General features: G+C 57.7%; 7 protein-coding genes. 2 read left to right on the top strand and 5 right to left on the bottom strand.

All coding sequences use genetic code 11. The features are described 5' to 3' along the window. Nucleotide 1: 1 nt before the first annotated feature. From IF189_RS14965 to IF189_RS14955, 3 genes are all read right to left on the bottom strand, one after another. Nucleotides 2-1,024 (bottom strand): sugar kinase, encoded by a 1,023-nt coding sequence (locus tag IF189_RS14965; RefSeq protein WP_192551802.1) that lies wholly within the window; start codon nt 1,022-1,024, stop codon nt 2-4. Further along, nucleotides 1,017-1,799, bottom strand: coding sequence for a sugar phosphate isomerase/epimerase family protein (locus IF189_RS14960; protein ID WP_192551801.1), 783 nt, complete (start codon nt 1,797-1,799; stop codon nt 1,017-1,019). Before IF189_RS14960 ends, IF189_RS14965 begins: the two co-directional genes overlap by 8 nt. Nucleotides 1,800-1,971: 172 nt before the next feature. Further along, on the bottom strand, nt 1,972-3,000 hold the full coding sequence (locus tag IF189_RS14955) for a LacI family DNA-binding transcriptional regulator (RefSeq protein ID WP_134827048.1): 1,029 nt from the start codon (nt 2,998-3,000) through the stop codon (nt 1,972-1,974). A 233-nt stretch (nt 3,001-3,233) separates the two neighbouring features. Between IF189_RS14955 and IF189_RS14950 the strand changes: the two genes are divergently transcribed. Further along, nucleotides 3,234-6,071, top strand: coding sequence for a hypothetical protein (locus IF189_RS14950; RefSeq protein WP_192551800.1), 2,838 nt, complete (start codon nt 3,234-3,236; stop codon nt 6,069-6,071). A gap of 247 nt (nt 6,072-6,318) precedes the next feature. Next, a complete protein-coding gene (locus tag IF189_RS14945) occupies nt 6,319-8,853 on the top strand; it encodes an autotransporter outer membrane beta-barrel domain-containing protein (protein WP_225739900.1) in 2,535 nt (844 codons plus the stop codon). A gap of 55 nt (nt 8,854-8,908) precedes the next feature. Here IF189_RS14945 and IF189_RS14940 read toward each other — a convergent pair whose 3' ends face one another. Together IF189_RS14940 and IF189_RS14935 are read right to left on the bottom strand one after the other, a co-directional pair. Beyond that, nucleotides 8,909-9,550: a DUF1345 domain-containing protein gene (locus IF189_RS14940; RefSeq protein WP_114883288.1), complete on the bottom strand. Its 642-nt coding sequence runs from the start codon at nt 9,548-9,550 to the stop codon at nt 8,909-8,911. 79 nt (nt 9,551-9,629) lie between these two features. Beyond that, the gene (locus tag IF189_RS14935) at nt 9,630-12,728 is read right to left on the bottom strand and encodes an efflux RND transporter permease subunit (protein WP_134827047.1); all 3,099 of its coding nucleotides are present in this window, start codon (nt 12,726-12,728) and stop codon (nt 9,630-9,632) included. Nucleotides 12,729-12,738 lie beyond the last annotated feature (10 nt).

The following is a 12,738-nucleotide window of genomic DNA, read 5'->3' as shown; positions in this document are numbered from 1 at the left end:
GTTACGCCCCCTTCGCGAGCAAGCTCGCTCCCGCAGTGTCCGTGGCGTACACAAGACTTGTGGGAGCGAGCTTGCTCGCGATGGCGGCCTCGAATTCAGCGGTGAGTTCGGATCGGGTCGGCAAACCCTCCATGTCGCCACGGCTCTGCACCGCCCGGCTGCCAATCCAGTTGGCACGTCTGACGGCTTCGGGAAAACTCAGGTGCTCCAGCAGGGCACTGATCATCCCCACCGCAAATCCGTCTCCGGCACCGACTGTGTCGACCACGGTTTCAACCGGCACCCCGGCGACAAACCCCTGATCCAGATGCGTGCGGTAATACGCGCCCTGCGGCCCGAGTTTGATGGCCACGGCTTCGGCACCCTGATCGAGATAGAACGCCGCGATGTCCGCCGGGTCTTCAAACCCGGTCAGCAAACGACCTTCGCTCAACCCCGGCAACACCCAGTGGGCGAGGGCGGCGAGGCGGTTGATCTCGGTGATCATCTCCCGCTCACTGGCCCACAGGCTCGGGCGCAGATTCGGGTCGAACGACACGCTGCGACCGGCGTTGCGCATGCGGGTCATCAGTTCACGGGACATTTCCCGCGCCGACGCGGACAGCGCCGGCGGAATGCCGGTGGCGTGCAGATGCCGGGCGCTTAACAGCGTCGGGCTGATCGACTGCGGCGACAGATGACAGGCTGCCGAGCCGCGACGGAAATACTCGACCGTCGGATCGCTGCCGTCATCGTTGCGTGACTTGAGCTGGAAACCGGTCGGGTGCGCCGGGTCGACTTCAACGTGGCTGCAATCCAGACCCTCTCCGTGCAGGGTTTCGACCACGAAGCGACCCAGCGAATCGGCACCGACCCGGCTCAGCCACGCAACGTTGAATCCCAAGCGCGACAACCCGATGGCCACATTGCTGTCGGCCCCGGCAATCCGTTTGTGAAACTGCTCGACGGAGGCCAGATCGCCGCTCTGTTCGGCAACAAACATGGCCATGGTTTCGCCGAACGACAGAATATCGATCTCAGACATGGGCAGGCTCCAGGCGGGATTGACCGAGGCGGGCGAGGGCGGCGACGTGTTCGGTGGTGAGTTGCACCAGGTCTTCGCCCTGCAACGGATATTCGGCGGCGCGCATGACCCCTTGGGCCATGTGCCGCAGCAGTTGTTCCCACAGATGCAGGTCGGTGGCGGCCGGTGGCACCGCTACCAATTTGCCGTCGGCGCGACGGGCCACAGCTTTGCAATGTACGTAGCCGACGTGGCGGCCCAGCAATCGTGCGGCGCTGGTGGCGGACTGGTCTTGCCACTGCCAGTTGCCGATGTCGAAGGTCATCTTGATCGGCAGGTTGTGTTGTTCGACGGCGGCAAAGAAGCGCTGGAACGGTTCGATTCGACCGCCGTGTAAGGTCTGGTCGTTCTCCACCAGCAGTTGCACCGGGCTTTGCGCAAGGATTTGCGCCAGCGTCTGCAGATCGTTGTTGTCAGTGAAAAAACCAAGGGAAACCTTCAGCCACTTCGAACCGAACACTTCGGCGTTTTGCAGTGCGGTGATGAGTTCGGGATTGGGCCGTGACTGACCGGCCAGCCACAGCTCGGTGGGCGAGGAGTAGATGCTTTGCAGGCCTTGAGCTTGTGTGGCAGCAGCGAGTTGTCCGGGGACTTCGTTGGTCAGCAGCTCTTCGCGCCATTCGATGCGATGGGCGCCCGCAGCGGCCAGCACTTCGATGAACGAGCCTTGGCCGCGACGGCGCACAAGGTCGGCGCCGTAGCTGGAGAGGCTGATGGAAACGGCAGGTTTATTCATTGTTATCTACCTCTGAAACCGGTTTCATTTTTGTTCAAAAAATCATCAAGTTGTGTGTCGTTCTTTCGGGCCTCATCGCTGGCAAGCCAGCTCCCACAGATACGGGATCGTTCACGAAACTTAAGTAGACCCGATTACCCGTGGGAGCTGGCTTGCCAGCGATGGGGCCTGATCAGTCAGCCGATTTCCCTTGGGTTGAACCGCGCTCAATGAGCACCGGCGCAAAATCCAGCGTCCGCGCCGCTTCATCATCCCCACGCAACCGCTTGAGCAAACATTCAAACGCCCGCGCACCAATCTCTTCGGTCGGCTGGGCAAGGGCGGTAATCCCGCTGCCCACCAACGGATACCAATCCAGATCATCCAGCGCGATCAGCCCGACATCCTCGAACAACCGGCAGCCAATCTCGCGCAACGCCAGGGTGCAGGCCAGCGCCGCCACGCCATTGGCGCAGAACAGGGCTTTCGGACCCGAATCAGGTGTGTTCAAAAAGGCTTGAAGATCGTTCGCGAGGCTTGGGCCGGTTTCCAGCACCGCGCCATGCATGTCTTCGCGCTGGCCAACCTGCTGCTGAAAGCTGCTGACCCGCTCGATCCGTGAACTGGTGCCGTCATAGGGTTCAGTCACCAGCAGCACGTCGCGGTAGCCGCGCTGCTGAAGATGTTCCAGCGCCATTTCGATGGCTTGCGGGTTGTTCAGCCCGACCATGTCGCTGTCCAGCCCGTCGACCTTGCGATCCACCAGCACCAGCGGCATTTCCCGCTTCAGCTCATCCAGCTCATCCCGGTGATGGCCGAGGGTGTTCACGATCAGCCCTTCGATGTTGTACGAGCGCAACAGCGCCAGGTGCTGACGTTCCTGCTCGTCATCGCGATCGGTGTTGCACACCACCAGGCTATAGCCGTGCCGGCGGCAGGCGGTTTCCACCCCGTGCATCACGGCAATCGAATAAGGGTTGCGGATATCGGCCACCAGCATGCCGATCAGGCGCGTGCGGCCGCGTTTCAAACCACGGGCCATTTGATTGGGGCGATAGCCGAGTTCGGCAATCGCCTGCTCGATGCGTTGGGCGATGGTATCGGAGAGCAGGACGCGGTCATCGCCGATAAAGCGCGAGACGCTGGCCTTGGACACGCCAGCGTGTTGGGCGACATCGAGCATGGTCACGCGGCTGCGCTGGGCGGCGGAGAAATCGTTCACGGTTGAGTCTTCTTATTTTCTGAAACCGGTTTCAGAAAACACCAGATTCCTTGGCTGCGTCAAGTGAAAGGTGGGGGGCTGATTGGAAAAAAAGTCCACCGTTTCCGACAGGCGGTAGCTGCACCTGTCAGATCTGACAGTTGGAGAAAGACATACAGAAGCGCCTAATTTGACCAACGGATCAGCAGGGGATTTCACAAACGGAACCCCGATTAATGTGGTGGATTTGAATCATGAGTTCAGCTGATTTATCCAAAAACAGTCCTTCAAGCGGCATATTTGCCGCACCACTTTCAGTTGAAGGTGTTGATGATAATGATCTGGATGGACATGTCTCCAGAGATATCCAGTTAGCTGGTACTCGAATCGCTATACCCGGTCCGGAAGACCCGAAACCTAAAGATGAACTGATGGTGGTCTGGGTCCAGGACTCATTAGAAACAACTATATTTAATGATGATTATCCAGCGGGATTTATTGATCCTTTTGTTTATGCGCCCTTGAAGCCTGAACAGTTGGCAACTCCTGGTGTTGCGTATGTTTATTACAGGTTGTGGAAAGGAGGTGGGGGTAATCCGGATGAGTCTCCATGGCGTAAACTGACAATTCATAAACCGCCGTTAACCTTTCCGGAACTTCTGGCGGTGGGCGCAACACTCTGGGGGTACTGGAATAACAACAAAATTCCTCCATTGACAAGTGGCGGTTCTCTAAAAATTCCTTCCCTGCTTAACATTGCGCTGTCGGGATATGTTGCAGTGATTACCTGGAGGGGATACCGGTCACTCAACGGAAGTGGTCCGGAAGTGAAAGAAGCTTTTGGCCAATGGAGGAGAACGCTTTCCGATACGGATATAACAAATGGCTTTATGCATGAAGTGCCATTTCCAAACTATATAAGTTCGTTGATTGATAACGACTCCGCTGTTTTTATTTGTCAGGTGTTTGATGGCAGCAGACTCGTAGCTGAATCAAAAAAAGGATTGGTGAAAATCGATCGAGTAACACCTGGTACACCTGGCCCTTCCGGCCTGAACTCGCATGGAGAGACGACAATGGGAATTACATTTGTACCTAGAAAACAACGCCCGGCTTCTGCTTCGTCAGGTGGTGGGGTTCTTGATTTGACTATTACAGTTGATACGCTCCCGGGTGGCTTTATCAAGAAAGCCATGATGGACTCCGGTAACGTGATTCTCGAATTGACTCGTACCGATGATGAGCATGATGACGATGAAGTTGGATTTTTTATTCGTGAAAAAGGAGATTTGAACTGGATTGACTTCCCGAATGATGCGGTCCTTGGCCCTGTTAGTGGTCGGCCTGCGTCGCCTATCCCGCTGGCCTTGCCCGCAAATATGTTTATGGAAAAGGCTACATCCCCAGGTCCGACTGTTTGGGAGTTGCTGGTCAGGTACTACAAAGAGGGAGGCGGTAATGTCGATGACGGCCTATTGGAGCTTATATCTGACCAACTCGCACCGGTCGATACAAAAAACCCTCCCAGAAAAATCAGGCCAACACCGGCTCCAAGTTTTGACAACGGTCCTGCGGATCCACAGAAGACGGTTGATTCCACCTGGGTAAACTCGAATCAAAATGTGGAGGGTACGGTTAACGTCGGGTATTTCGGGCGTAGGCTCGATGACAATTTAAGAGTCTGGCTTGTTTCCGGTTCGCAAAGAGTTGAGGTCTTTAATGGAACTGTCGATGCGACGGGTAAGTTCAGTTTTCCTAGCACCGAGTTGCGTGTATTCCCTAATGGGCGCGTCAATTGGATTTATGAATGGACCGACTGGATCGGTAATCAAGGCCAGGAATCTGTTTCTGCACCCTTGTTGACATTGAAATTACCATTAGCACCATCGATCAATAAAGCCCCATTGGTGCCGAAGACCGATCCAAATTACACCACGACGCTTTACTGGGAAGATTTTCTCAGCACGACTACACCTCCGGTCCCCATCGCGCTTACGGCTACCGTCGAAAACTCGACAATTCAAGACGCGGAGCCGGGGGATGAAATCTATCTGGTGCTTACTAAAGCCAACGATGTCACTGTTTTTTTCGAGACTGCGACACAGCCATGGGCTAACGCTAATTTGACTTACAACATTGACTTCAAGGATGTTTATCCGCTGTTTGCTGATCCCGATAGCCCCGTCGACATTGAGATCTACTCCGTAATAGTGCGTGCCGGTCTTACGCCTGATGCCGAATCACCGATTGCAACCTTTACTTTTGACTCGCGTGTCGCGGGTGTAATACCTACGAATCCACCTGATCTGGAGAACCCGAATCTCCAGTTACCGGTTGTGACGGGGGCTTCCGGTGTTGCAAACATTGTGGCGGCTACTGATCGTGACAAACCAGGCACATTTACAGTGACAAACGCCCTGGCAGACCCGGACATTCTGCCGGAGCATGAGGTCAAGTGTTACTTGGGTAACGCTACAATACCTTTTGCAACATTCAGTCCGTTTGGGCCTGTGTCGAGTTTTTCTGTTCCTATCCCGGCAAGTGAAATGGCCAAGTTGAAACCACCAAGCGATACGGCCCGCTACACGATCGAAATCACGGGACTGGGTAAGAACGTCAATAAATCCTTGCCTCAAACAGTGGTCGTCAACCAGATTCCGATTGTACTGCCGCCTCCAACGGTCAATGTCCGCAAGCCTGCAACTCGCGACTATATCGAGTGCTTCGCGATGATCAGTCCTACGAGTAATTATGTGATGGGGCTGAATATCCCAAAAGACCCGTTACTACAGCCAGGCACCCTTATTACCGCATACTTTGAAGCGTACTCGGATCCTGCAGGCCAACAGTTGATTGCCGGTACGGCGGACTCGCAACCTTACACCATCAAGGCTGCCAATGTGCCTGACGTTGCAGGTGTCGGTACTCCCGCAAACTTCAAGGCCGCACAGCCGAAGCGTGGTGTCATTGCGTATGGGAAGTATTGGTATACGGCTGCTGGCGGTACGCGATCGTCAACTCCGATCATCAAGCCTCTGGATACCATCAATAGCAGCTTCCAGTATTGCGATCTGACAGTGGCTCCGGCTTAACGCTGTGACCAACAGATTGGATGTTGTTTGCACCGCGAGAGAGATCTGACGGTCTCTCTTGCGATTTCTACCGCTTTGAAGGAGGGATAAGTGACTTCACTTCTGAAGGACAAGTCGTCACTCATATAAGGACTATTCCTACATTAAACATTCGGTTTTCTCATTAGGCTGTCGGACGTTTTTTGGGGCGCGCGTTCAACACTGCCAAAAAACAGTTTCTGTAATCGTGCAGGTTTGAGGAGTACCCATGTCCATTTTTTTCCTTCCAAAACACCCGAACACTATCAGACTGATGATGGCAGCGGCGTTGATCGCCTCTCCCGAGGCCTACAGCCGAACCCTGTTGCCGGGCGAAAGTGAAGTGGTCACCAATCCACCTGCACCGGAAGCCTGGGTGGTGTCCCAGGGGGGAACGTTGACCGTCAACAACGCGACAGCGCTGACCATCGCTTCACAAAATGCCAATGTCGTTTTCAACGGTGGCCAGAGCCAGCGTATCGATGCCAACACCTCCTCGTTGAATATGACCGGCGCCACGGTCAATAGCGCGGCGGGCCGGGGAGCCATTCAACTGCTCAACAGCAATGCAACGATCAACAACTCGACGATCACCAGTACCAACAGTTTCGGGCTTCTGCTGGGACGAAACATCAACACGCCAGCCTCTTCCTCTGCCACCGTTTCGGGTAACAGTGTCATCACCGGCGTGACTGGCGGTGTAAACGCGGTAGGTTTTGCCGTGCTGAACCTTACAGACTCCACTGTCGTCGGCACGGGCGCTACCAGTTACGGCGTGCAATTGGGCGGCGCAACACTTTCAGCGACGGGCAGCACGATCACTGGCGCGAAGGACGGGTTGCAAATCGTGACTGACTCGGAAGGCGTCAACGCCAGTACCGTGACGCTTGACAATACTCGTGTGAACGGTGGAACCGGGTCAGCTATCGTGCTGGGTTCCTCCGCCAGGGCCGGGACTGTCGCCAACATCAATGTCAGTGGCAACTCTGAACTGATCGGCGGCGATGGCTCGGTTTTGAAGGCGATCAACCGCTCCACCGCCAACTTCAATGTCGATGGCAGTACCCTGGCAGGTGATGTGATTGCCGAGACCGGCAGTACGGTTGCACTGCTGATGCAGAACGGCGCCACGCTCAACGGCAATCTGCAGAATGTCACTCAGTCCCGATTCGACACCGGCGCTACCTTGAACGGTAACGTAGCCGCTGTTGCGGGAACGGCCGCCACCATCAGCCTGGACAACGGTTCGGCCATCAACGGCAACGTCGACAATGTCGCCAGCCTTTCGCTGAACAATGGCAGCTCGCTGACCGGTAACGTCAACAGCGATACCAACGGCAGCGTGCTGCTGGACAACGGTTCGGTGCTTACGGGCCAGATCAACAACTCGGGTAACCTGACCATCAACAATGCTGCGCGATGGGTCATGACCGGTGATAGCACCGTACAGAATCTGGGTATGAACGACGGTGTCGTGCAAATGGGCACCAACGAGCAGTTCCAGCAGTTGAATATCGGCAATCTCACAGGTAAAGGCACCTTCGTGATGGGCACCGATCTCGGGACTGGCAGTACTGACTTCCTGAACGTGACTGGCTCTGCAAGCGGTCAGCATCAATTGCTGGTCTCTGCCACCGGAACGACGCCTGTTACCGCAGAACCGGTGAAAGTCGGCAGTATTGCCGCTGGCACCGCTGCTTTTACTCTGGCCAATAAAGACACGGTGGATGCCGGTACATTCGTTTACCGACTGAAGCAGGACGGGCAGGGCCTGTACCTCAACCCGGACAAGGAAACCGTCAGCACCTCGACCAACACCGCCCTGGCTTTGGCCGGCAGTGCCCGCAGTGTATTGAATGCGGAAATGAACATGCTCAGCGACCAGATCGGTGATCGTGGTCTGAGTATCCGGCCCGATTCTGCGCTTCGCGCGGCCAGCGACAGTGATACCACCAAGCTGAGCAACAGCATCTGGGTACGCACTTATGGCAACCAATACAACGTCAAAAATGCTTACGGCGACGGCTACACCCAAAACCAGAGCGGCATCACCGGTGGTGCCGATACGACGGTGGATATTGCTGGCAGTGCCTGGGTTGTCGGTGGTTTCGTGGGTGCCAGCCGAACCAATATGGACCTCAAATACGGCTCCAGCGCGACGGTCGACAGTCTGAACGCTGGCGTCTATGGCAGCACCTACGATGTTGAAAACGGTGTGTTCGTCAACGTCATGGCCAAGGTCAATCAGTTCGACAACAAGGCCAAGGTCACCATGAGCGACGGCACGCGGGCCAAGGGCGATTACAAGGCATTGGGCGCCAGCGGTTCGGTGGCGGTGGGCAAGCATATTCGCCTGAAGGACAACTGGTTTGTCGAGCCACAGGTCCGGGTATCGACTGGCGCGACCCAGAGCGAAAGCTATCGTCTGGACAATGGTCTCAAGGTCAAGGCCGACACCATGCACTCGGTTCAGGGCAACGCCGGTGTGAGGGGGGGACGAGTCATTGCTCTTGATAACGGCAGTCTTCTGGAGCCGAGCCTGTCGCTGGGGGCCAACCATGAGTTCGTCAAAGCCAACCGGGTCAAGATCAACGACGACAGCTTCGATGACGATCGCGCCAGCAGCGGGGTCGAATATGGCGCAGGTCTGAAGTGGACACCGGCGCAGCGCAACTGGCAGGTTTCCGGTCAGGTCGGTGGCAGCAAAGGCAACACCGTCAATCAGAACTGGAGTGGCAGCCTGCGAGTCAGTTACTTCTTCTGATGTGCTGAAACAACAAACGCCCCGTGCAGTAATGCCGGCGCGTTTTTTTGTGCGCTCAGCCGAAGAGCCCCGCGGCGATGTTGATCGAGAAGCCCAGAATCGCCGTATTGAATACGAAACCGATCAACGACTGTGCCAGCACGATCTTGCGAATCTCCCGCGTAGCCACACCGACATCCGCCGTCTGCACCGCCACGCCGATGGTGAACGAAAAGTACAGGAAGTCCCAGTAGTTGGGTGTCGTCAGGCCTTCGGCAAATCGCAGTGCAGGCTCCTTGCCGTCCCAGGTGTAAAACAGCCGGGCGTAGTGCACGCAGAAAATCACCCCGATCAGCAGCCACGAACCGATCACCGTCAGCGCGGTAAAACCGTAATGCAGGAGTTTGCGGGTGGTTTCCAGGTCCTTGCTGCCAGCCAGCTCGACGGTAATGGTGGCCAGGCTCGCCAACGCCGCGATGCAGACGACAAACAGCACCAGCCCGGCATTTTCATCCTCGACTTCGGCGATACGTTTGACGTCAGGCGCTTTGGCGCGGATGGTCAGCCAAAGCATCAGGATCAGGTACGTCCAGACCCCGGCGTTCCAGCCGATGAGGATTTTGCTGATGACAGATTCCGCCGGGGCCAGGAGGCCTGCGGCAAGGCCGAGCAACGCGGCAGCGGAAAGGCGAGGGTGGGTGCGGGCGAGGAAGCGCATGGGGACTCGATGGGCCAGGGTGGTTCAGACACCTTAGCCCAGCGCAGCGACCTCTGGCCACCGCGCCGGGAGCGCTCGATCAATCAGGCTTGGTGAACCTGCGGACAAGCTTGATCACGACAACGAAGAACACCGGCACAAAGATCACCGCCAACGTCGCGGTAATCATCCCGCCAATCACCCCTGTGCCAATTGCCTGCTGACTCGCCGAACTCGCGCCCGTGGCAATCGCCAACGGCACCACACCCAGAATGAACGCCAGCGAGGTCATGACAATCGGCCGCAACCGCAGACGCGCCGCTTGCAGCGTGGCGTCGATCAGATCGTGACCTTCGTCATACAGGCTCTTGGCAAACTCGATGATCAGGATCGCGTTCTTCGCCGACAGGCCGATGATGGTGATCAGGCCGACCTTGAAGAACACATCGTTGGGCATCCCGCGCAGGGTCACCGCCAACACCGCGCCAAGCACACCGAGCGGCACCACCAGCAGCACGGACGTCGGAATCGACCAGCTCTCATACAACGCCGCCAGGCACAGGAACACGATCAGCAACGACAACCCGAGCAAAATCGGCGCCTGACTGCCGGACAAACGCTCCTGCAACGACAGACCGGTCCATTCCTGACCCATGCCTTTCGGCCCTTGCGCTACCAGACGTTCGATCTCCGCCATGGCTTCGCCGGTGCTGTGACCGGGTTTCGGTTCACCGGAAATCGAGATCGCCGGGTAGCCGTTGTAGCGGGTCAGTTGGGCCGGGCCTTGGGTCCAAGTGGCTCGGACGAACGCCGACAGCGGCACCATTTTTCCGGCGTCGTTGCGCACGTGCATCTTCAGCAAATCATCGACCTGACTGCGGCGGTCGCCTTCGGCCTGCACCACCACCCGTTGCATGCGCCCCTGGTTGGGGAAGTCGTTGACGTACGAAGAACCGATGGCGGTGGACAGCACGTTGCCGACGTCGGCGAAGGAAATGCCCAGCGCGTTGGCTTGTTTACGGTCCACCTCCAGCTGCACTTGTGGCGCCTCGGCCAGAGCACTTTCACGCACGTTCATCAGGATCGGGCTTTTCTCGGCGGCCTCCAGCAATTGGGTGCGCGCCTCCATCAGGGTCGCATGACCGAGGCCGCCGCGATCCTGCAGGCGGAACTCGAAACCGCTGGAGGTGCCGAGGCCGTCAACCGGCGGCGGCAATACCGAGAATGCCATCGCGTCCTTGATCTGGCTCAGGGCAATGTTGGCGCGTTCAGCAATGGAGCTGGCCGAGTCGTCGCTGCCGCGATGCGACCAGTCCTTGAGCGTGGTGAACGCCAGTGCGGCGTTCTGCCCGCTGCCGGAGAAACTGAAACCAAGAATCACCACGCTGTCACTGATGCCCGGTTCGCCACTGTTGTGCGCTTCGAGCTGCTCGGCGACCTGCACGGTACGATTCTTGGTCGCGCCCGGCGGCAACTGGATATCGGTGATGGTGTAACCCTGGTCCTCGACCGGCAGGAACGAGGAGGGCAGGCGCGCAAAGCACAGGCCCAGACCCACCAGCAGCACAACGTAAATCAGCAGGTAACGCCCGGTGCGTTTCAGCGCGTAGCCGACCCAGCCCTGATAACGATCGGTCAGTTGCTCGAAGCGGCGATTGAACCAGCCAAAGAACCCGGTCTTCTCGTGATGCTCGCCCTTGGCGATCGGCTTGAGCAGCGTTGCGCACAATGCCGGGGTCAAGGTCAGGGCAAGGAAGGCCGAGAACAGAATCGAGGTAGCCATCGACAGCGAGAACTGTCGGTAGATGACGCCCACCGAACCCTGCATGAACGCCATCGGAATGAACACCGCCACCAGCACCAGCGTGATGCCGATGATCGCGCCGGTAATCTGCCGCATCGCCTTGCGCGTTGCTTCTTTCGGAGACAGACCTTCGGTGGCCATGATCCGTTCGACGTTCTCCACCACCACGATGGCGTCGTCCACCAGAATGCCGATGGCCAGCACCATGCCGAACATGGTCAGCACGTTGATCGAAAAGCCCAGCGCGAGCATGGTCGCGAAGGTGCCCATCAGCGCCACCGGCACCACCAGCGTCGGGATCAGTGTGTAGCGGATGTTCTGCAGGAACAGGAACATCACCGCGAACACCAGCAGCATGGCTTCGCCGAGGGTGTAGACCACTTTGGTGATCGAGACCTTCACGAACGGCGAAGTGTCGTAGGGGATCTTGTATTCCACACCGGTCGGGAAGTAGCGCGACAGTTCATCCATCTTCGCCCGGATCAGCGTTGCGGTGCTGAGGGCGTTGGCGCCCGGCGACAGTTGCACGCCAACGGCGGTGGACGGCTTGCCGTTCAGGCGGGTGCCGAACTGGTATTCCTGACTGCCGATCTCGACCCGCGCCACATCCTTGATGCGCACGGTGGAGCCGTCGGGATTGGCCTTGAGCACGATGTCGGCGAACTCTTCCGGCGTCGACAGCTGACCCTTGACCAGAATCGTCGCGGTGATTTCCTGAGTGCTTGGGTTCGGCAGATCGCCGATGCTGCCCGCCGACACCTGAGCGTTCTGCGCGACGATGGCGGCGTTGACGTCGGCCGGCGTCAGGTTGAAACCGATCAGCTTCTGCGGGTCGACCCAGATCCGCATCGCCCGTTCGGCGCCATACAACTGGGCCTTGCCGACGCCGTCAATGCGCTTGATCTCGTTCATCACGTTGCGCGCCAGGTAATCGCTGAGCGCTACGTCATCGAGCTTACCGTCGCTGGAGGTCAGGGTGATCAGCAGCAGGAAACCGGCGGAGACTTTCTCCACCTGCAACCCTTGCTGGTTGACCGCTTGCGGCAGGCGCGACTCGACCACTTTCAAGCGGTTTTGCACGTCAACCTGTGCCAGCTCAGGGTTGGTGCCCGGCTGGAACGTGGCCTTGATCGTGGCGCTGCCCAGACTGCTCTGCGATTCGAAATACAGCAGGTGATCGGCGCCGTTGAGCTCTTCCTCGATCAGGCTGACCACGCTTTCGTCGACGGTCTGCGCCGAGGCGCCCGGGTACACGGCATAGATTTCGATCTGCGGCGGTGCGACGTCGGGGTACTGCGCCACCGGCAATTGCGGGATGGCCAGCGCACCGGCCAACAGGATGAACAACGCGACGACCCAGGCAAACACCGGGCGGTCGATAAAGAACTGCGGCATAGAAAAGCGT

Source organism: Pseudomonas sp. IzPS59, from assembly GCF_014863505.1.
Classification (GTDB): Bacteria; Pseudomonadota; Gammaproteobacteria; order Pseudomonadales; family Pseudomonadaceae; genus Aquipseudomonas; species Aquipseudomonas kribbensis.
Note: the sequence above shows the minus strand (reverse complement) of the source record. Positions and strands in the feature narration are given on the sequence as shown.